18 protein-coding genes are annotated in these 21570 nt (G+C 45.6%); 11 read left to right on the top strand and 7 right to left on the bottom strand.

Going from position 1 to position 21570, the window contains the following annotated elements; all coding sequences use genetic code 11:
- Positions 1-7: 7 nt before the first annotated feature.
- From AC0VYE_RS09825 to AC0VYE_RS09835, 3 genes are all read left to right on the top strand, one after another.
- Entirely contained in the window at positions 8-1351 is a 1344-nt protein-coding gene (locus AC0VYE_RS09825) for a M20/M25/M40 family metallo-hydrolase (protein ID WP_475447503.1), read from the top strand.
- Positions 1352-1405: 54 nt separating this feature from the next.
- Positions 1406-2095, top strand: coding sequence for a 4'-phosphopantetheinyl transferase family protein (locus AC0VYE_RS09830; RefSeq protein ID WP_475447505.1), 690 nt, complete (start codon positions 1406-1408; stop codon positions 2093-2095).
- A gap of 144 nt (positions 2096-2239) precedes the next feature.
- On the top strand, positions 2240-2971 hold the full coding sequence (locus AC0VYE_RS09835) for an MOSC domain-containing protein (RefSeq protein ID WP_256710968.1): 732 nt from the start codon (positions 2240-2242) through the stop codon (positions 2969-2971).
- Between the two features lie 71 nt (positions 2972-3042).
- Here AC0VYE_RS09835 and AC0VYE_RS09840 read toward each other — a convergent pair whose 3' ends face one another.
- Genes AC0VYE_RS09840 through AC0VYE_RS09850 form a run of 3 tightly spaced genes read right to left on the bottom strand, consistent with a single transcriptional unit; the run spans position 3043 to position 6358 of the window.
- A complete protein-coding gene (locus tag AC0VYE_RS09840; protein ID WP_475447508.1) occupies positions 3043-4908 on the bottom strand; it encodes a CotH kinase family protein in 1866 nt (621 codons plus the stop codon).
- Positions 4909-4926: 18 nt separating this feature from the next.
- Complete coding sequence (locus tag AC0VYE_RS09845) at positions 4927-5643, bottom strand: DUF4956 domain-containing protein (RefSeq protein ID WP_441961658.1); 717 nt, start codon at positions 5641-5643, stop codon at positions 4927-4929.
- 1 nt (position 5644) lies between these two features.
- On the bottom strand, positions 5645-6358 hold the full coding sequence (locus AC0VYE_RS09850; RefSeq protein ID WP_475447519.1) for a polyphosphate polymerase domain-containing protein: 714 nt from the start codon (positions 6356-6358) through the stop codon (positions 5645-5647).
- Positions 6359-6596: 238 nt separating this feature from the next.
- Between AC0VYE_RS09850 and AC0VYE_RS09855 the strand changes: the two genes are divergently transcribed.
- The gene (locus AC0VYE_RS09855; protein ID WP_475447521.1) at positions 6597-7778 is read left to right on the top strand and encodes a purple acid phosphatase family protein; all 1182 of its coding nucleotides are present in this window, start codon (positions 6597-6599) and stop codon (positions 7776-7778) included.
- A gap of 63 nt (positions 7779-7841) precedes the next feature.
- On the opposite strand, the gene AC0VYE_RS09860 is transcribed toward AC0VYE_RS09855, so the two are convergent.
- A complete protein-coding gene (locus AC0VYE_RS09860; RefSeq protein ID WP_475447523.1) occupies positions 7842-8843 on the bottom strand; it encodes a VanZ family protein in 1002 nt (333 codons plus the stop codon).
- A 202-nt stretch (positions 8844-9045) separates the two neighbouring features.
- On the opposite strand from AC0VYE_RS09860, the gene AC0VYE_RS09865 reads away from it, so the two are divergent.
- Together AC0VYE_RS09865 and AC0VYE_RS09870 are read left to right on the top strand one after the other, a co-directional pair.
- The gene (locus AC0VYE_RS09865; RefSeq protein WP_475449509.1) at positions 9046-10077 is read left to right on the top strand and encodes an ROK family transcriptional regulator; all 1032 of its coding nucleotides are present in this window, start codon (positions 9046-9048) and stop codon (positions 10075-10077) included.
- Between the two features lie 68 nt (positions 10078-10145).
- Complete coding sequence (locus AC0VYE_RS09870) at positions 10146-10706, top strand: maltose acetyltransferase domain-containing protein (RefSeq protein ID WP_475447525.1); 561 nt, start codon at positions 10146-10148, stop codon at positions 10704-10706.
- A gap of 52 nt (positions 10707-10758) precedes the next feature.
- Here AC0VYE_RS09870 and AC0VYE_RS09875 read toward each other — a convergent pair whose 3' ends face one another.
- Positions 10759-11532: a copper amine oxidase N-terminal domain-containing protein gene (locus AC0VYE_RS09875; RefSeq protein ID WP_475447527.1), complete on the bottom strand. Its 774-nt coding sequence runs from the start codon at positions 11530-11532 to the stop codon at positions 10759-10761.
- Positions 11533-11708: 176 nt separating this feature from the next.
- On the opposite strand from AC0VYE_RS09875, the gene AC0VYE_RS09880 reads away from it, so the two are divergent.
- Positions 11709-12899 carry an acyl-CoA dehydrogenase family protein gene (locus AC0VYE_RS09880; RefSeq protein WP_475447529.1) on the top strand — a complete coding sequence of 397 codons (1191 nt, stop codon included), beginning with the start codon at positions 11709-11711 and terminating at the stop codon, positions 12897-12899.
- A 390-nt stretch (positions 12900-13289) separates the two neighbouring features.
- On the opposite strand, the gene AC0VYE_RS09885 is transcribed toward AC0VYE_RS09880, so the two are convergent.
- Both AC0VYE_RS09885 and AC0VYE_RS09890 read right to left on the bottom strand, forming a co-directional pair.
- Positions 13290-14843 carry a sensor histidine kinase gene (locus AC0VYE_RS09885; RefSeq protein ID WP_475447531.1) on the bottom strand — a complete coding sequence of 518 codons (1554 nt, stop codon included), beginning with the start codon at positions 14841-14843 and terminating at the stop codon, positions 13290-13292.
- Positions 14840-15526: a response regulator transcription factor gene (locus AC0VYE_RS09890; RefSeq protein WP_076269413.1), complete on the bottom strand. Its 687-nt coding sequence runs from the start codon at positions 15524-15526 to the stop codon at positions 14840-14842. Before AC0VYE_RS09890 ends, AC0VYE_RS09885 begins: the two co-directional genes overlap by 4 nt.
- 301 nt (positions 15527-15827) lie before the next feature.
- Here AC0VYE_RS09890 and AC0VYE_RS09895 point away from each other — a divergent pair, with 301 nt between their 5' ends.
- Genes AC0VYE_RS09895 through AC0VYE_RS09910 form a run of 4 tightly spaced genes read left to right on the top strand, consistent with a single transcriptional unit; the run spans position 15828 to position 21545 of the window.
- Positions 15828-17483: a urocanate hydratase gene (locus tag AC0VYE_RS09895; protein WP_475447534.1), complete on the top strand. Its 1656-nt coding sequence runs from the start codon at positions 15828-15830 to the stop codon at positions 17481-17483.
- On the top strand, positions 17480-18580 hold the full coding sequence (locus AC0VYE_RS09900; RefSeq protein WP_475447536.1) for a DUF917 domain-containing protein: 1101 nt from the start codon (positions 17480-17482) through the stop codon (positions 18578-18580). Before AC0VYE_RS09895 ends, AC0VYE_RS09900 begins: the two co-directional genes overlap by 4 nt.
- Before the next feature lie 45 nt (positions 18581-18625).
- A complete protein-coding gene (locus tag AC0VYE_RS09905; RefSeq protein ID WP_475447538.1) occupies positions 18626-20185 on the top strand; it encodes an HAL/PAL/TAL family ammonia-lyase in 1560 nt (519 codons plus the stop codon).
- Positions 20175-21545: a dihydroorotase gene (locus AC0VYE_RS09910; protein WP_475447540.1), complete on the top strand. Its 1371-nt coding sequence runs from the start codon at positions 20175-20177 to the stop codon at positions 21543-21545. Before AC0VYE_RS09905 ends, AC0VYE_RS09910 begins: the two co-directional genes overlap by 11 nt.
- Positions 21546-21570: the final 25 nt, after the last annotated feature.

Genomic DNA, 21570 nt, shown 5'->3' on the forward strand with positions numbered 1-21570 from the left:
CTTTACGATGATTAGCAGCTTGGACGGGCCGATATATGAGTCCCCTCAATATCTATTGCAGCAATTAATACGGTTCAATACAACGAATCCACCAGGCAATGAGCGAGATTGTATTTATTTTATTCGTGATCTTCTTCTTGAATCGGGTATTAGCGATACGATCATTATTGCACAAGAAGAGCATAGACCTAATTTAATTGCACGATTAAAGGGGTGCGGAGATGCACCTCCTTTTCTCATGTACGGGCATGTTGACGTTGTAGGTGTAGAGAAGCAAGCATGGAGCCGCGATCCATTCGGGGGTGAGATTATCGATGGTTACGTATGGGGGAGAGGAAGCCTAGATATGAAAGGCGGTGTAGCGATGTTGCTTGCCGCCTTTCTAAGAGCCCACGCAGAGAAAACAGCATTACAAGGCGATATGATTTTGGCTATTGTAAGCGATGAAGAAGCAGGCGGGGATTTAGGAGCCTCCTACTTAGTTAAACATCATTCTTATCTCTTTGCTGGCGTAAACTATGCGATTGGGGAGTTTGGGGGCTTCTCCTTTCATGTAAGCGGCCGAAAATTTTATCCCATTATGGTGGCAGAGAAACAAATTTGTTTCCTTAGAGCTACGGTTAGAGGAGGAGGCGGACATGGTTCTCTCGGCCAAAATGAAGGAAGCATGGCGCAGCTTGCCTATATGCTGGGAGCGTTAAATAAGGTCAAGCTGCCGATTCATGTCACGCCTGCAGCATCGTATATGATTCAATCCATGGCATCGGCATTGCCCCTATTGCCGAGGTTATTATTGAAGGGGCTGCTTCGGCCAAGCCTGAGCAATCTCATGCTGAGGATATTGGGTGACAAGGGGAAGTTGTTTCAACCGCTGCTTCGCAACACAATCAGTGCTACGGTTGTGCATGGCGGCGATAAAATCAATGTGCATCCCAGTGAAATCATCGTGGAGATGGATGGGAGGCTGCTGCCCGGTTTTACTCCAGAGCAGTTCATTGCCGAGCTGTACGCTCATGCCATACAACATCAAATAACGTTACAGGTAATTCGTCATGACCCTTGTCCAGAAAACCCGGAAATGGGAATGTTTGAATTGCTGTCAGATGTGCTGAAGAAAGCGGATGAAGCTGCAGTGCCCATTCCGATGCTGCTGCCGGGTGGAACAGATGCGAGACATTTTTCAACATTAGGCATCCAAACGTATGGTTTTTTGCCTATGACGCTCCCAGAGGACATGAATTTCTCGGAGTTGATCCATGCGGCAGATGAGCGTGTGCCTGTTGAGGCTATTCGTTTTGGGGCAAAAGCTATTCATGAAGTGATGGCGCGTTATGGGAAAACGAATTTATGATAGATTCAGACGAGTGCTTTTAGGATTTGTTGAGGGGGAAAGGAGCGGCAAACTGTGCAGGCTGAGATCATGGTTTTGAAAATACCTCAAAACATTACGTCGAATGACTACCAGCAATTGTTAAGTCTCGTATCAGAAGAGAAACGTATTAAGATAAGTCGATTGCGACACCAATGTGATGTTTATCGGACGTTATTTGGTGAAGTGCTTGTACGTGCTGCAATTGTGCGAAACCTAGACCTATCCAATCAAGCGATTCAGTTTACTTACAATTCATATGGAAAGCCGTCACTTATCGGCTGCGAAAGTTTTCACTTTAATATTTCGCATGCTGGAGATTGGGTTGCCCTATTTATAAGCTCTTCCCCGGTAGGTATTGATGTGGAACAAATCTGTGAAATAGATGAAAGTATAGCAAAATCTTATTTTTCGAAAATGGAATATGAACGTTTGTTTTGTTTGAGAGGGGAGGAGCGAACCGCTTATTTCTATGAGCTTTGGACGCTGAAGGAAAGTTACATAAAAGCAAAGGGTAAAGGGTTGTCTATACCGCTGGATTCCTTCTCTATACATATTGGCGAGGATAGCTCCATCGTTTTAACTCCAAGAACAGAGGCTTATTTTTTCAAACAATATGAACTGAACCGAAGCTATAAGCTGGCGGCTTGTACTACTGCTCCAAAGGGATTCCCTAATCAGCTGCAGCATTGGAGCATGGAGGATTTAATACACCTCTTTTTCTAATTAAGTGAAACGACATGACGCGTGATAAGCGAAAACCCTTTCTGTATCGAAAGGTGTACTTGGCTTATCGCGCGTCTTTTGTGTTTATACTATAATCAAAGATACTTGTGAATGGAAGAAAACGGATGTATGGAGGTTGTTGGATTGACATTAACGTTGATTGGTGAAATTACTGGCATAAGCAGGTACCCGATTAAGTCATTTGCAGGAGAGGATCTGGATACCTGTAAAATCGATAGTTACGGATTAATGGGCGACCGTTGTTATGCTTTTTATGATGAAACAAAGGAAGGCTGGGATAGCTTCTTTACTGCAAGAGAAATTCCGGCGATGCTTGCATACAAAGCGAAGCTGGTTGATGAACGCACGAGCGCAGAGCATCCCTTAGTAGAGATAACTTCTCCAGAGGGTCAGACCTTCAGCTGGAACGAGGAGCTGTTAGCTGAGATACAGAAGTACTCCAAGAAGAAGATGCGGATGCGCAGCTATCAGGCACAAAGTCCTGACCTTAAAGCGGTGGATGAAGGCAGCATTCTCATCATCACCGATAGGAGCTTGCAAAAGCTCGAAGCGATATGGGGAAAACAGCTGGACGCACGGCGTTTTAGAGCAAATATACTGATTACAGTAGAGGAAGGCGCTTTTGGAGAAAAAGAGTGGATAGGCAGAAGAATAACGGTAGGCGGTGCTGAATTGCAAGTGGATAAATATTGTGATCGCTGCTCCATGGTTACGCTTGATCCAGATTCCCTTGCACGTGATGCTTCCCTATTGAAAAAAATTAACACAGAGATGAATTTAAACTTCGGGGTGTATGCTTCTGTGAAAAAGACAGGAGACATTGAAGTAGGCGAAAAGGTATTTCTAATGGGTTGATATGAAAAAAAGATCGCTCCCTGTATGCCATAGTGGCAATAGGTTAGCGATCTTTTTTTGAGCTAAGATGCTTATAGTCGTTTCCGTTTATAGAAGACGATGAATGCACAGGAGAGAAGCAGGATCACGATGGCGATTCCAGCCGTCGCGGCTTCTTTAGGGCTGCCTTGTGCCTGAGTTTGCTGCGTGCCAGGGCCGCCGAAGCCTCCGCCCATTCCGCCACCCATATCATTTGGTCGTTGGCCGCCAAACCCACCTTGCATGCCGCCTTGCTGATTAGGCATTTGACCATCTGGCGGCGCCATGCCCGCATCGCCCTGAGGGACCTGCCCGTCAGGAGCAGCAGCACCAGCATCGCCCTGAGGGGCTTGCCCGTCAGGAGCAGCAGCATCTGCATTGCCTTGAGTGCTCTGCGTAGTAGGGGAGGTAGTGTTATCAACTACTTGCTGAACGATGCCATCTGCCACAGCACCTTGCGGACTCAGCTCTTTGTTCGCTGTTATTCCGGCATTAAGCTGCCCAGCTCCTGCATTAACAGCAGCATTGCTGTTTCCGGTGTTGCCCTGAGCGTTACCCTCCTGAGCGTTTGGCCGATTGCCGCCGAATCCGCCACCACCGCCCATGCCACCACCGCCACCCATTCCGCCGCCGCTGCCAGATCCGTCGCCAGCTGCAGGAATGGTGCTGGCGAGCTGCTGTGCAATGGTGCTGGTTTGCTGCGAGTTAAAGGAAACAACCTGAGCAACGCCTTGCTCATATTGCTCATACGTGTAGAAGGAGGAAGGGTCAGCCTTTACATAATCCGAGATCATAGTTTTAATTTCATCGACCCTTGCCTGAAACGTATCAGTTGCCAAATATCCTTCTAACATGCTTGTAACGATTTTGTGATATTTATCTTTATAGGCATCCACTTTAAGCAGCTTGTTAATAAGCGGCCGATCGGTTATCGCGCCGGTAGTTGGCTCATCAATGAGCACGCTGGAGCCGCCGAAACCGCCAAAGGACATATTATAATCCCATGGCAAAATGCTGAAAATACCATCATCCTCATACAAATAATAATTATGTTTTTTCTCAGAGAGGTAGCTGTCAAAGTTGCCGGCTACTGCGTTTAAGGCAATGAACTTAAGCGCTTCATCAACGTCCAGCACACTCTCGTAACTTGCGCCATTGTTCAGTACATCCAGCATATCGAGCAAAATATCATCATTTGATTTGTCGGACTTCAAATCGAGGCCCGTATAGGCATCGATCGTTTCCAGCCAGTTGAGCTCGCTGCCGTTGCCGCCGTTTGCTTTGTAAAGGGCACCATATGCATTGCCGAAATTACGCTCAAGATACGCATCGCCTATTTGCTCGACAGCCAAATAAAAGCCCCATAGCTCTCCATTGACGTATACATTGACATATGAATATTTTGGGGTTGGAAGTCCCATTTGCTCAGCAAGCTCATACGATAGAAACTCTCGCATATAAGAGGCATCGCTGTAGTTGTTATTTAAATTAATTTTGCTTATTCCTTGCAAGGTTTGATTAACATACTCATCGAATGAAATTTTAAAGCTGTACCGATCGGAATCGGTCATTCTTACGACACTGTTCAAGCTGAGGTTGCCCTTCGTTCGAATGGCTACGTTATCGAACTTCTGACCGTTGTATTCGACCGAGGCTTCTTTATATTCCTCCGCGCTGGCGTTGTCCAGCATATTTTGGAACGCATCCTCGTCGATCGTAATTTTTACATCTACGATTTTATCTTTAGGAAAAACCGTTTCATCTAGCTTTTGCTCATCCGCTGATTTCTCATCTGTACCCGTTGCCGCACCCGAACTGCTGAGACTGAAGGATGTACCGCCTGCGGCACATCCAGCGAGTAAAGTAATCAGGAGAATGGAGCAAAAGCATAACAAGATTACACGCGCTTTCGCTTTCATGAAAACACCTCCCGATAATTAGGATACATAGTCCCCGCTATAGCTAATAAGTACGGCGTTACGAACGCCAGCCAGCTCCGTCAGTTGGTTAACGAAACGTCCGGTTTCGTCGCGAAGGCGAATTTCCAGCGTCATTTCAATATTGCCCTGCGTCACGGTTTTTTGCTTCACGTTATAACGTTTAACGAGCGTACCGACTTGCTTGTGAACAAGCTGCTCGGTAGCGTCGCTGTCGCAGTTAACAACAAGCAGGTAAGGTGTTTCCACCGATCCGCCCTTAACGAAGAAGAACAGAATAAGACCAACAACAACCGAACCAATTACCGCTAGAGTAAAGAAGCCCGCGCCAGTAACGATGCCTGCAACGGCAGCCCAGAATAAGAAAATTAAATCGGTTGGATCTTTAATTGGAGTACGGAAACGGACGATGGACAAAGCGCCAACCATACCGAGCGACAGCACGAGATTGGAATTAATCGCGATAATGACCACTGCAGTAATCATGGTCATGCCGATCAGCGAAACGTTAAAGCTTTTTGAATAAAGCACGCCGCTAAATATTCGTTTATAAAGCAAATAAATGAAGAAGCCAAGTAAAAAAGCGACGCCCAGCGTAATCAATATTTTCGAAAGGCTGATATCAGAAGCAAAGTTATCCAGTACTGAATTTTTTAAAAGATCGGCAAAATTTGTTGTCGTCTCCGTTGCTGCCGCGGCAGTTGTAGTAGTTTCCATTTTAATAATCCTCCCATGTGTTGAACTTCAAATGTTTTCGGCAGATGACATACTTTGATGCGGATTGCCGGTTTAGTCCTTCCAGCTGCAAAGCGATTCGGATAAAAGCTGGAATGTATTCGTCGTATTTCACCTCAAGAATGATTAAATCATTGTCGAGTGCGCGTACGGGCTCCACCTTCTCATCAAAAATATTAACGGCATGAAGCCCGGTGCGCAGCTCCTTATCGAACGTAATTCTTACGTTGCCGTTAGCGTAAACATATGGCTCACGGACATAATCGACGATGACCTTCGGACGAAGCAAATGATGCTTCATTTCATTGTGAATTTCGTTCAAAAGCGGCTTGTCCGGCCCTCTAAGGATGTCGTAATCGCCATCCATAAGCTTGTCGTACATTTCCCTCGTTAGCGGTTCCTTTACCTTTGCGATGTAGTCCTTGAATTTAATCTTTTTCTCAAAATGGATGACATGGTCTTGGCCATTGTATATGCGGATACGATATTTGACCCGATCGCGAATGCCGCCAAGCTTCTCATGCAAAGCTTTGTTGTTTATATCATCAAAATATAAGCTCCTAATATGGTACTCGCCTGACGGACCGACATGTTTGTCTTGCTCCATCAGATCCTTTAGCCGCTGGCGAATAATAAAGTATTGATGATAGTTAATGAAAAATTTCAATTCATGGCGATAGTTTAGGTTATTGTTCATCTCACACCTCATTTCATGTTCAGCGCCCCTCGCTGCTTACAAATGTTATTCTACGAGCCTTTACTTATTCTTAACTTAAGGCTGGCTGAAAGATTGCTGAATGCGCCGTGCAACAGCTTTTTGTTAAGATATAATTAAAATTAGATAGAGAAGAAGGAGTGTGACTAGGATCAAGATCCGAAAAGACATGATGATACTGCTCATATGCTGTGCCTTATTAGTTGTTGGAGCCATTGGCATGGAATGGTTAAAGGCCAATAAGTCGGTAAAGCCAGCCGCGATTGTGACCACGTTCAAGGGCGATCCAAAAACTAGCCGCGCCTTCACTTGGCATAGTACGAATGCACATTCCGATTCAATTGTTCAGATCATTGAAGGAGGCGCCCCTAGCGATTGGGAAGAGGCTCTTGTAATGACCTTTATGGGTACGACATCATCGATTGATATAGGTGAGAACATTTTGCGGGGTGTTCATAAAGCAGAAGCTACCGGACTTAAGCCGGGAACCACGTACACGTACCGAGTAGGCAGCGGAGAAAAAGAGGCATGGAGCGATGCTGCACAATTTAAGACGGAGGCTGAAGCAAGCGATGCTTTTACTTTCATAAACGTAACAGATTCGCAAGGCGTGACGGAGCAGGATTTTGAGCTGTGGGGAAATACGCTGGATCAGGCGTTTAACGTTTTCCCAACCTCTGCTTTTATCGTTCATAATGGTGATCTGACAGAAGAGCCCACCGATGAGCAAGCCTGGACCGAGCTTTTCGCAAAAGCAGGCAAGTGGGTAACACAGGTTCCATTTATGCCAGTTACGGGCAACCATGATGAAGTGGATGGAGATGCCAAGCGATTTGTTTCTCATTTCAACTTACCTGCGAGTGGCGCGAAGGGATCGAATGCGGGAACGACATACTCGTTTGATTATGGTTCTGTTCATTTTGTTATTTTAAATTCGGAATCAAATATAAAGGAGCAAACAAGCTGGCTGAAAAAAGATTTGGAGAGCACGGATAAGCCATGGAAAATCGTTGCTCTGCATCAAGGGCCTTACGGAGGCAATACGAACAAGAAGGTGAAGGATTGGACAGCGCTATTTGACGAATTTGAGGTTGATTTGGTGCTGCAGGGCCATAATCATGAGTACTCCAGATCCTATCCGCTTCGTGATGGTCAAATTACAGGCGACGGTGATCAAGCGGTGCAAAACCGAGCGGGCACTGTATATGTGGTAACCAATACAGCAGGGCAAAAATTCAATGAGAAAAAGGAAGATAAGTTTTATCACAAGGTTCATTTTCAGAATGAGAAGCAAATGTTCGCAGGGATTACGGTAAACGGCGACAATCTAACTTATCAAGCCTATGACGTGGAAGGTGCAAAGCTGGATGAGTTTGTGCTTCAGCATGGAGCTGCAGATTGAATAGTGAAGTGACATTACAAAAAGCCGATTTCTTTGCAAGCTAAGAAATTCGGCTTTTTCCATTTAAAATAATGTTTTTAGTTTTTGTTTGATCCCATTTATTATTTTTTGTCCGGTATTTACTTTATGAAGTGCAATGTCCCACAGCAGGACATCTTGATCTGATGTAGGATTAACAATTTTTATAGTAAGTTCCTTTGCTCCATTCAAAGGGATCTGAAAAAATTCGGAAGGAAGCTCTTCCTGTCCATCGAAACTCCATCCATATGAATGGATTACGGTTCCGTCTGCGCTAAAAATGAGATCGATATTTCCATTGCTGTTGCTTTGAATTAAGGCTTTTGATATCACGACATTACCTGCTATCATGTGATATTTGCCGTCTAAAAGATAGGTAAACTCATTTGTTCGTGTATTGTTTCGGCTGTACTTATTTAGTTTTGGCTCAACGTTCTCTTGAGCTGCGGGAAAGCTGGAGAGACTTTTATCCCAAAGAACAGTTCCAGCCTTTAATGGCAGTTCATCTAAAGCGATAACCTCGCTGCTTGCTTTATCTAGATAATTATTAATGCCTCCAATACTGCCAATGACAACAATCGCAAGTACAAAAGCTGTTGTTATTATTTTGCAGAAGCCTTTGAATGTATCACGCTCATGTCGAACAAACCTTTGTGCGCAGTAGCCTACTGCAGCGCCTAACGTATTAATAATAATATCGTTAATATCAAAGGAGCCTAAACGGGAAAACATCTGCAGCGTCTCAAGCATGGTAATCGATACAATAAATAGCAGTATGAAACGCAGAAAACGAGAACGAAACAGAAGCGGGATCATGATTCCGAAAGGTATAAATGCTGCAAAGTTGCCGAACTCAAAGAGCGAAAATGAAAAGTCTCTCTGCATAGGGAGGAATAAATGGATCTTCTCGGGTATTAGATTATATCGCAAGCCGCTGTCATGAATAGAGGCAGCTCTGTTGAATCCGACATATAAGAAATAGAAGATTAATACGGTATATAAAACCAACAATAAAATAGTCATTTTTCGCAGCTTTCCTTGATACATCGTTACATCCTTTCTTGTCTGAGTGCGGCTATTACCAGAACAATTGCTTTACGTGTTATTCTATAGAATGAACATGAAAACTTTTTTAAGCATCTCTTATTTTTTCCTGAAGATTACTTTTATCCAAGACGATATTCTGATATTATCGGTGTAACTTATTAAATGAATTTAATAAGTGTAGCACTCAGAGGTGGTGATCATCATAAATGAGCTATTTGCAACTCCAAAAGAATGGAAAAAAGTTATTTTACGCAGCATTCGAGCGGCTCTTCTGGAGCATGGGAGTGCCACGAAGGTTGAGCTAAGTCAAAAGCTTGGAGTAAGCTTCCCTACCATTAGTAAATTTCTCACGCAAATGGAAAAGGACGGTGAACTCATTTTAGTTGGTCTCGACCATTCAAGTGGCGGGAGAAGAGCAAACAGATACGCATACAATCCCGAGTTCATGCTCGGTTTGGCTATATTTTTAGAGAAAACAGAAACTAACTATACCATTTTTAATTGTTTAGGCGAAGAGAAGGAACAAGGCAGTACTTCAAGTGTGCTAATGGATGATGCTTTGAGCTTATCTCATTTACTTGAAAGCATTATAGAAAAGCATCCTAAAATCAGCTCTGTAGCTATAGGTGTGCCGGGTTCAGTCAATAATGGCCGAATTATTTTCATCCCGAGCTATGAGCAGTTTCATGATTTTGATTTAAAAGGATATTTTGAGGAGCGTTTATCCATACCTGTCGTTGTAGAAAATGATATGAATGCGGCTGTTCTTGGGTACTACGACAACCGAAACAATAAAGACAAGGGTTCCTTGGTCTACTTGTATTTGGGTCAAAATGGTCCTGGTGCAGGCATTATGATTAATGGTGATGTCGTGCGAGGCAGTACGTTTTTCTCAGGAGAAATATCCTTTGTTCCTCAGTATGATGACCGAAATTTTGTACAAGCCCTGAATAACGAGGATGGAACAGAAACTGCATTGGTTCATGATGAGAAAAAGATTGATGCGATTAGTCGGTTGGTAGCCTCATTTACAGCTACAATAAACCCGCACACGATTATTTTTTCCAATGATGAAATAAATAAGCAAATTACCGACCAAATAACATTAAGAAGCGCAGCCTATATTCCTAAAGAACATTTGCCGGAGCTTACTGTGAGCGACTGGAAACAAGATTATTTGTATGGATTACAGAAGCTTGGTTTAGGCCTAATGATTTCAGGAACAAAAAAGTAATTGAATGAAGTGACCAGACAAACCGTATTTCTGCTTAAAATTGAAACAACAAACAGGAGTGGTACCAAATGAAGACAGAAAAAGAGAAAATGCTCAGTGGTGAGCTTTATAATGCAGCCGATGCTGTGCTGGTTGCGGATAGAATGAACGCTCGCAGACTTACGAGGTTATTTAATCAAACCTTGGAGACAGAGGATAACAAAAGAACTGAGCTGCTAAAGGAATTGTTCGGGTCCACAGGCAAAAGTCTATATGTCGAGCCCACTTTCCGTTGTGATTACGGCTACAATATTCATGTTGGAGAAAACTTTTATGCTAATTTTGATAGTGTACTATTGGACGTTTGCGAAATTCGAATTGGCGACAATTGTTTTCTTGCACCAGGAGTACACATCTACACAGCAACTCACCCCTTGAATGCAAAGGAGAGAATATCTGGCGTTGAATACGGAAAACCGGTAACGATTGGCCATAATGTATGGATAGGCGGGAGAGCCGTTGTAAACCCTGGCGTAAGCATCGGCAATAATGTCGTTGTTGCTTCCGGTGCTGTCGTTACAAAGGATGTGCCAGATAACGTAGTTGTAGGTGGAAATCCCGCCAAGATTATAAAGCAGATTGAAGAGTGATGGAACGTAATTGAAATTTTTTATTAAACAAAATCGCTGGCTTTATGCTTGATTAAGGTGCCGAGCTTGAGAAAATAATATCGTCGACCATCCATGTATTTTGAATTTGTTTAAGGATGATTTTTCGCTCGACAATCATGCCTCCAGCATTTAAGGGGGATTCATATTGATTAATATATCCTTCTTTTCCTTCGGAATGACTGTATGCTGTACCTGTGAATGGAACGTTGAACTCTAGTCCATTTTGTTTGATGATTTTATTAATGAATGTGCCAGTAAAATTGGATTTAAAATGGGCTCTAATTTGTGAATAGGATGATAGATTAGTCGCTTCGTTCGCTTTTTGGATCAGCGTATTGATATGTTCTTGCGGGATTGTAGACAAGTTAAAAGTAGACTCTGTAGTAATTCTTACTTGTTTGTCGCCTAAAGAAATGTCGGCTACTCTACTTTTAGCATCCCAAGAAATAGTACCGCCTAAGCTTTGTGAGATAAAGCGAATGGGGACGTATGTAACCCCTTTGGTTATTTGAGCAGGAACATCAATCGTGATTTCAGTACCATTCTGCATCACTTTATTTGAATTAATTTTGAGCATAACCTCGGTTTTTCCGTTAAGAATGGTTACCGTTTTGGACTGTTGGTTCCAATTAACCTCAGCCCCTAACCCTGCAGCAACATAGCGTACTGGAACTAAAGTGCGTCCCTGAACCACTTTTCCCTCTATTACGAATGGCTGATTTGCTGCTTCTGCATGAATGTGATTAACTGAAAATATACTGGCAGACAACATAAGCGATAATAATGCAATAGTAGTTTTTTTCATCTGAAAGCCCTCCATATCATGTATATCGTAATAGACGTCTCCACAAAGGATTAGTTGCTTAGATAACCGAAGCAATTTAATCCTTTTTTCATTTTTATTTTGGCAGGATGGGTGTAAACTGAAAGGAAAGATTGCTATACAGATATGAGAGTGTGGATAGGAGGCTGGACAGCTTTATGCAGGTGAAAATCGAAAAGGATCGGTTCGTTCGCAATGAGCGCGAAGCGGAAATCGTGGCGACAGCGGATCAGCTGGCGAGCAAGTTTGCAGGAAGATCAGCTAAGCATGATAGGGAAGGCTCTTTTCCACATGACAACTTTGCCGATATGCGGGAGTGCGGGTATTTGAAGCTTACTGTGCCGAAGCAATATGGCGGGGATGAGGCGTCATTGTATGAATTTGTGCTTGCACAGGATCATTTGGCCCGCGGGGACGGTTCAACGGCGCTCGCCGCGGGCTGGCATCTGGGGCAGGTGATGCAAATGCGGATAAGCCGTCCATGGCCGGAAGCTTTATACGCCAGCTTTTGCAAGGAGGTTGTAAGCAAAGGCGCCACAATAAATCATTATGCAAGCGAGCGAGCAACTGGAAGCCCAAGCAGAGGCGGCAAGCCGGAAACTACAGCGATAAGAACGGCTGGAGGTTTCCTTATTAACGGGCGCAAGACCTATAGCACGCTTAGTCCTGATGTGTCTTATTTCACCATATCTGCGTGGATGGAAGAAGAAAATCGTGCAAGCGAATTTTTAATTCCAATGGGTGCGGGCATAAGTATTGAGGAAACATGGGATACGCTCGGCATGCGGGCAACAGGAAGCCATGACCTCCTGTTGAATCAAGTATTCGTGCCAGACAGCGGCACGCTTGAAGGCGCAGAAATTAATCGTAAAGGCGGGACGGCCTTCGATGGCGGAACGCTGCTTCATATTCCTGCCTGTTATATCGGCATTGCACATGCGGCACGTGATTTTGCGATTCACTTTGCCCAAAACTATCGGCCTAACAGTTTGCCAGGCCCGATATCCGAACTGCCAACGATCCAGCGGCAAATTGGCGAAATGGAAGCGGAGCTGATAACGGCTCGCACCTTACTCTACAGCATCGCCGATCGCTGGGACCGGGAACCGGAGGGACGGAGCGGATTAAAGCCCGAGCTGGGTCTCGCTAAATATGTGGCGACCAATTCAGCCGTTCGTATCGTTGATCTTGCCATGAGAATAGTGGGGGGAACCAGCTTGTCTCGCACGCTTCCGCTGGAGCGGATGTACCGGGATGTTCGCGCCGGCTTGCATAATCCGCCGATGGATGACATTACATTAAACGGATTAGCTCAGCGGGCATTAGCAGAGATGCAGTCTGCGGAATAGATGGTAAATAATGAGGGTGCCTATCCTCAAAAGCCATAAAATTGACAAAGATATCCTCTTTTATGAAGACAGTGCAGCACATACCAAGATCACCTTCTCTAACGAACTGTGTCAAGCTTATTAGGTAGAAAATGACCTTTTTTAAAATCTAACGAACCTTATTGATGTAAAGTCACACTTTACAGGGTGTCATACGCTGTTTTTCGCGAAATAACGATTCTGGAGTTCATTATCTTTCAAGTTGCTTACAAATAGTCTAAATAAGAGTTAGTGAATTCGTTAGATATTGCCAAAAAATAAAGGAGCTAAGCACATTCTTTTCGCTTAGCTCCTTTTGTATTAAAATGTGTTCTTTACAACTAAGAAATGTTTTTGTAACACTGAATCATCTCACTGCTGACTGTAGTCTTGCATATCGACCGGCTGGAGCGGGGTGGTTGGGAGCAAAATGCGGAAGGTTGTTCCTGCACCGGGCAAACTGTCTACTGTAATGGTACCTCTATGAGCATCTACAATTGATTTCGTTATGGCAAGCCCTAGACCTGCGCCGCCCTTCTTACGCGTTCTGGATGATTCGTTTCGATAAAAGCGCTCAAACAAATGCGGCAAATGCATAGCCTCAATCCCTGTTCCATTGTCGGCAACGAGTATTTCGGCTTGATTATTGTACGTTGCGAGCGTGATACTGATCACGCCTGTCTCCGAATCGGTATGCTGCACCGCGTTGAAAAATAAATTGAGCACCACCTGTTTCAGCTTATCCGCATGGAACTGGCCGCTCACATTAGGTGTGAGCAGCAGCTCTACTGTGCGATTGCCAGCAATCAATTGCAATTGCGGCTCCATCTCGAGCAGAAGCGCATCCAGCTTTGTTTCGGCCAGCTGCAGCTGAGGGTCTTGATCAAGCTTCGCCAGCACGAGTAAATCCTCGACCAGCTTGTTGATACGATTGGATTCAAGAAACATGCTGTTAAGCGCGCGCGCGAGTTGATCCGGATTCGAGGCCGCCCCGCGCAGCAGCACTTCTAGAAATCCGTGAATAGAAGTAAGCGGCGTACGCAGCTCATGGGAGGCGTCCGCTACGAAACGCCGCATTTTTTCAGTTGTTTTCCGTTCCGCCTCGAAGGAATGATCGAGGCGCTCAAGCATGCCATTAAACGCATCGGATAAACGATCGATTTCCTCTTGTCCTTGGCTGGCGGGAATTCGTTTCGTTAAGCTGCCTGCATCGGTTTGCTGCGCTGCCACAACGACGCGAGATAAAGGACGAAGCGTACGCCGAAGCAGCGGCAAATAAAGCGCGAGCCCTGCTGCAAGTGCAAGGACAGATAAGCCAGCGAATATAGCAAGCTGTGTCATGAGCAGCTGCTTGAGTGAATCGGTTTCGGTGCTCACTTGAATGATGCCTTCGGCTCTGCCTGGCGGTCCAGCCATGCGGAAGACGACTAGCTGCTCGATGCCTTCGGCATTGTTCAAGATTTTATAGCCAATTTGCTTATGCGCTTTAAGCTGATTTCTAATTTGCTCATATTCGCCCGTTGATAGAAGCGGGGCGTTAAGGTTATTATCCTTCGATACGTCAGCCGTGACACCGTTTGAATCGATCAGGACGATAGACAACCCCGGTTGATAGAACATGGGCGAGTCGCGTCGATCTCGCTGCGGCCGTTCAGCCGAATTAGCGGGATCACCCTGATTGCTCGTTTCAGGTCGGTTATTCGTATCTTTCCCATCTATAAACCAATCCATGGGCATCGACATGATTTGAGCATTTAAGGCATCGGCTTTATTTTGAAAAATAAAGTCCTTCATAATGAAGTATTGAAGCACGCCAATTAACAGAAACAAAGCCGCTAGTATTAGCAGCGACCGATATAATAATTGATATTTTAGTGAACGTGGAGCAAAGATACGAGTGACTTCGGACGTTTTAATACGCGTCATGGCAGATCCATCCGATAGCCGGCCCCGCGGAGTGTTCGAATGAGGCGATGCTCCTTGTCGTCCAATTTGTCGCGAAGCGAGCGGATATACACCTCGACAATATTTTCTTCTCCACCGAATTGATATCCCCATACCTTATCCAAAATGAGCGATTTACTGAGCACGACACCATGATTTAGAATGATAAACCTTAGCAGCTCATATTCGGTAGGAGACAGCTCAAGAACCTGTTCCATATAAATGAGTTCTTTGCGGCGGTCATCGAGCCGGAACGGTCCATACACAGCTTCACCAAGCAAATTAGGAAACTGATTCCGCAGTCTCGCTCCTATGCGGGCAAGCAGCTCGCTGAAGCTGAAGGGCTTCACCAGATAGTCGTCAGCTCCAAGGGTTAAGCCTTTGACACGATCCTCAATCTCATCTTTTGCTGTCAGCATAATAATAGCGATATTATCGCCTGTAGCCCTTAATGCCTCGCATACTTCGAATCCGTTCAGCCCGGGCATCATCACATCGAGGATGACGACATGGGGCTGAAAGGTACTCGCTTCCTGCAAAGCGGATTCCCCGTCATAGGCGAACCGAATATCAAATCCTTCGTTAATTAGACCGAGCTCCAGAAATTGCACGATATTTGGTTCATCATCCACAAGCAATATTTTAATCCCTTTGAAGGACACCATTTCATATTCCCCTTTCGCAGCTTCCCCCTCTATTATCTGTCTTTTTAGAAAAAGATGCATCTATTTACTCGTTCTTTCAGCAAACTTTCAGCCACATACGAAACCGATTGATGGGTTTAGTTTACAGGTTCTATTTTGCAAAAAATGAGGTAACCTTTATATTTATAAAGCATCTTATTCCTAGTGCGTTACTTAAACTGACGTAAACTTGTTTTTTTGTATTGACTAGAGAGGAAACGTTTGTTAATTTATTGATTAATAGAAACTAATTATTGAATAATGATAATAAGGAGAATCGAATATGGATCGAATTGTGGCTGCCAGAGGCGTTGAACTGCGTTGCAAAGGCTGGAGGCAGGAGGCGCTGCTGCGAATGCTTGAGAATGTTCTTGAAAATGGCGAAAACCAACAAGAGCTTACTGTCTATGCTGCCCTTGCGAAAGCGGCGCGTAATTGGGACTCCTATCATGCAATTGTCAGTACGCTCAAATCATTAGAGGAAGATGAGACGCTGGTCATTCAATCAGGCAAGCCTATCGGTATTATGAGAACACATAAGTACGCTCCAATTGTTGTAATGGCGAATTGCAACATTGTTGGCAAATGGGCAACGAGCGACAATTTCTATAAATATCAAGAGCAGGGATTAATCGTTTGGGGCGGTTTGACCGCGGCAGCTTGGCAATATATCGGTTCACAAGGCGTCATACAAGGAACCTATGAGATTTTTCAATCGATAGCTAGAATGCATTACGACGGCAATCTGGCTGGGAAGTTTATTTTGACAGCTGGTCTCGGAGGGATGGGCGGCGCACAGCCGCTTGCAGGAACGATGGCGGGTGCCGTTATTTTATGCGTAGAAGTGTCCGAGGCTAGAATCGACAAACGTATCGAGGTCGGTTATTTGCAGAAAAAAACGGCAAGCTTGGATGAGGCTTTGGAATGGATTCAAGCAGCTTGTGCGAAGAAGGAGAGCTTGTCAGTCGGTCTCCTTGGCAACGCAGCCGATATTTATCCTGAGCTGATTCGCAGAGGCATTCAGCCTGACGTTGTAACCGATCAGACGTCGGCGCATGATCTCATGTACGGTTATATCCCTTCAGGCTACAGTTTAGATAAGGTTGCTGAGCTGCGCAAAACCAAACCGGATCAGCTTCAAGCGGATGCAAGAGCTTCTATCGCATTAGAAGTTGAGGCGATGCTGGAGTTTCAGCGCAGAGGTGCTGTCGTTTTTGACAATGGCAACAATATTCGTTCGCAGGCAGTACAAAATGGCGTTACAAATGCTTTTGATATTCCTGTGTTTACCGAAGCGTTTCTAAGACCGTTGTTTTCTCGTGCGATTGGGCCGTTCCGCTGGGTCGCTTTGAGCGGGGAGGTTAGTGATATTCGCAAGATAGATCAATATATATTGGAGCATTTCAGCGATAACGAGGTTGTAGTCAACTGGATTCGCTTAGCGAATCAGTATGTTCCGGTCGAGGGTTTGCCAGCACGCATTGGCTGGTTCGGTCATGGCGATCGGACGAAGCTGGCACTAGCGGTTAATGCCATGGTTCAAGCTGGCGAGCTGAGCGGTCCCATTGCCTTCTCGCGTGATCACCTCGATGCGGGAGCAATGGCTCACCCGAATATTATGACGGAGAACATGAAGGATGGCAGCGATGCAATATCGGATTGGCCGCTGCTTAATGCGATGATTAACTGTTCATCGATGGCTGATCTTGTAGCGATACACTCCGGAGGGGGCGGCTACAGCGGATATATGACAAGCGCGGGTGTCACGCTCGTTGCAGATGGCACATCCGATGCAGAACTTCGATTAAAAACGACGCTAGACAATGACACAGGCCTTGGCGTACTTCGATATGCTGACGCTGGTTATGAGGAAGCGCTGGATGAAGTAAGCAAAAAGGGAATACGTCGAATTGATACGAATCGGAAGGAGAATGCATGATGCGTGAATTAACGATAGAGGATGTAAAAGCAGCAGTAAGAGGAGGGGCAGTATTCGCATCCGGAGGCGGGGGCTGGGTTGATCATGGTCTTGAGATTGGCGGAGCAGCAGTAGGCATTGCTAGACCAAAGCTGGTTTCGGTTGATGAGCTGCCTGATGATGCCATTATTGTGACAGCGACGGCGATTGGCGCACCAGCAGGAAATGACTGGGAAATGTGGGGCATTGATTATATTAAGGCTGTTCAACTTCTGATGGACAACTATGACGGCAAGGTTGTGGGGGTTATGACACCGCAAAACGGTATGTCGAGCACTATTAATGGCTGGCTTCCAGCTGCGGCGCTCGGTCTGGTTGTCGTTGATGCGACTGGTGATATTCGTGCGCATCCAACAGGCAAGATGGGTTCGATGGGCCTTGCTTCCCGCACCGATTATGAAACGATTCAGGTCGTTGTTGGCGGACGCAGAGATACGGGTTCTTATTTGGAGCTCGTTGTAAAAGGTACGCCAGCTAAGACATCGAATATTTTGCGGACAGCTGCAGATATGTCGGGAGGATTTATCGCTTCTGCTCGCCATCCGATTCCAGCATCTTATGTGAAGGAGCATGCAGCAATTGGCGGCATTTCGTTAGCGCTTGATCTAGGTTATGCGATGATCGAGGCTGAGCCGAACGGCGCGGAAGCGATTATGGAAACGGTTTGCAGCAAAACAAATGGACAGATCATCGGTCGCGGTGTCGTTTTGAAAAAGGACGTACATTATTCAGGCGCTTTCGATATTGGCACCATTACAATGGCGGACGGATCAGGCGGTCAACTGACGATGCATGTCATGAATGAATATATGGCAGTGGATGATGCTAACGGTAAACGACTTACAACTTATCCGGATGTCATTACAACCTTTGAAGCAGCAACAGGTCTGCCGATCAGCGTAGGCGGCGTGAAGGAAGGCATGGAGATCGCATTGTTTGCAATCGATAAGCAATATGTGCCTCTGAGCTCCAGCGTGAAGGACCCTACCGTATATCCCGAGGTGGAGAAGGCGCTTGGCATACCGCTTGCTGAATATGGCCTGAAGGGTATTGTCTAGAACGATCAATCTAATTTATCGATATCTACTAAGAAGGTGCCTATTATGAATGAAGTTATAGATGGTATCGGTTTGAAGGATACACAGTCGTCCGAACGAGTGGTTACGCTTGATGGCAATACGCTCACGATTCGCGAGCTTGAGCTAATTGCATCGGAAGGTTATCGCGTGGAGTGCTCGCAGCATGCATTAAAGCGAGTAGAGGAGGCTCATGTTCTCATTCATGAGCTTGCTGCTGAAGGCATTCCGATCTATGGGCTAAACCGCGGCGTAGGTCTTAATAAAGATCGAACCATTACAACGGAGATGTATGAACAGTTTAACCGCAATCTTATTTATTCCCATTCGGCGGCTATTGCGCCTGCTGCTTCTGAGCAGCAGGTGCGGGCCGTGCTCGTTGCCAGGCTGAATTCATTGCTTATTGGTTGTACAGGTGTGCAGCCTGCGGTCGTACTCATGTATCAGGATTTGCTTAACGCAGCTATCCATCCGATCATTCCGCTTCGAGGATCTGTTGGCGCAGGCGACATCTCGGTTTTGTCACATATCGGCTTAACGATGATGGGAGAAGGAAATGTGAATTACAAAGGCCAAATGATGAGCGCGGAAACGGCTTTTCAAGCGGAGGGGATTACTCCTGTGAAGCTGGGGCCAAAGGATGCCTTGGCAATTGTAAGCTCCAATGCGCTGTCCGCGGGCACAGGTGCTCTGGCAGCAGCAGCGGCTTTAAAGCTGCTCGGTACGGCAGATGCTATTTTTGCATTGTCGCTTGAAGCGCTTCGGGGATGCATGAATCCGCTTGATCCGGCGTTATTTGAGGTAAGGCCATTCGAGGGAGCTGCAGCAAGCGCGGCAAATGTGAGAAGTTATTTGCAAGGCGGAACGCTGCAGCAGTCAAGTAAAAACGATAAAATTCAAGATCCGCTCAGCTTTCGCAGTGCTTGCCATGTACATGGCGCAGCTCGTGATGCGCTTGCTTATGCGACAAGGCTGCTGCTCATTCAATTAAACGGATCTGATGATAATCCTTGTATATTAATAGATGAAAGAAGAGTAGTGCCCTCCTCAAACTTTGACGTAACCTCATGGACCGTGGCGTTTGAGATGGTAGCGATAGCGCTAAGTCATGTATCCAAAATAAGCTGCTACAGATCACTTAAGCTCGGAACGCCATCCTTTACGGGTCTGGAGAGGTTTCTAGCCCCAAATCCTGAGTCTATTGCATTCGGAACGCTTCAAAAAACATATACCTCCCTTGATGCGGAAATCCGCTTGCTCTCTAATCCGGTATCTGCTGATTATTTATCGCTGGCAGGCGACATGGAGGATCATGCAAACAATACACCGCTCGTCATTCGTAAGCTCGAAGACATCATCGATCGCTTAACCTACATTATAGGGATGGAAGCGCTGCATGCAGCCCAAGCCATTGATTTACGCGGTATACAATCTGAATTAGGCAGAGGCTCGGCCGCTGTTTATTCACAAATTCGCAGTGCAGTGCCTATGTTGACGGAAGATCGTCCGCTAACCCCAGATATTTCTGCTATGCATGAGCTTATTCGCAGCGGCATTCAATTGGAAGGAGGAGCAAATGGTGAATAACAGCTATGATCTCGTCATTTATGGAAATCTCGTACTTCCAGAGGGCGTCGCATACCATTCCGCAGTTGGAATCAAGGACGGTAAAATTGTTCGTATTGGTCATAGAGACGACGCTGACATGGCTGCCGCAACAGAAAAGATTAATGCCGAAGGCAGTTATGTGCTGCCTGGTGCAGTCGACGCTCATGTCCATTGTTACAGCTCGCTTGACGAAGGGTTTTACACAGCGAGTGCGGCTGCAGCTGCCGGAGGCGTAACGACGATTATTGAAATGCCTTATGATGCGACGGGGATGATCTGTACGCTTCCTGCATTCGAGGAAAAAAAACAACAGCTGGAACAGCAATCCATCGTTGATATGGCGATGCTTGTTACGATTCATAAGCAAGACGGGTATGACCATATCCGCCAGCTTGCCGAGGCAGGTGCTTGCGGCTTTAAAGTATCGATGTTTAATACGGATTCCTTCCGCTTTCCGCGAATAGATGACGGACAATTGCTTGATTCGTTTGCGGTCATTGCTGAAACAGGTTGTCCGGTTGGCGTGCATGCCGAAAACGATGAGATCGTTCGCAGATATATTGATAAATATCGCTCCCAAGGTGCTGATCCACGTTCGCATGGCTGGAGCAGACCGAAAGTAAGTGAATCAGCAGCAGCGCTGACCGCTATGGAGCTTGCTTATGAGACAGGAGTCAAACTGCATTTATATCATTGTACGTATCCGCGTATTTTTCAATTGGTGGATTATTTCCGTTCAATCGGAGCGAAAGTCACTGCGGAAACCTGTACCCATTATTTGACGCTAAGTGAAGAAGATATGCCGCGTTTGCAGGCGAAAGGTAAAATCAATCCACCGCTTCGCACGAAGCAGGACAAAGAGGATTTATGGGAATTATTGAAAACCGGATCGATCGATATGATTACTTCCGATCATGCTCCGTGGCTAATTGGGCGTAAATCAGACGCGGATATTTTTAATAATGCTTCAGGTGCTCCCGGAGTGGAACATTTGCTTCCGATTATTTACAGCGAGGGAGTGGCGAAAGGAAAATTGACGCTTACCGACTTGGTCAGGCTGATCAGTCAAAGGCCTGCTGACGTATTTGGGCTTGGTCATCGCAAAGGCAGATTAACTGAAGGTTACGATGCCGATATCGCGATTATCGATCCTGCTGCTGCTTGGACGCTAGATGAGCGTGAGCTTCAATCAAGTGCTGGCTGGAGTGCTTATAACGGAATGAGTATGCAAGGAAAAGTAACGCACACGCTCGTAAGGGGAACGCTTGTGTATGAAGCGGGAGCTGTTACCGGCAAGGCGGGTCATGGCGAATTTATTAAAGCAGAGCATCTTGCTTAATCAATTTGCGAGAGAGGAGTGAATG

It is taken from the genome of Pristimantibacillus sp. Z349TD_6 (genome assembly GCF_056173205.1).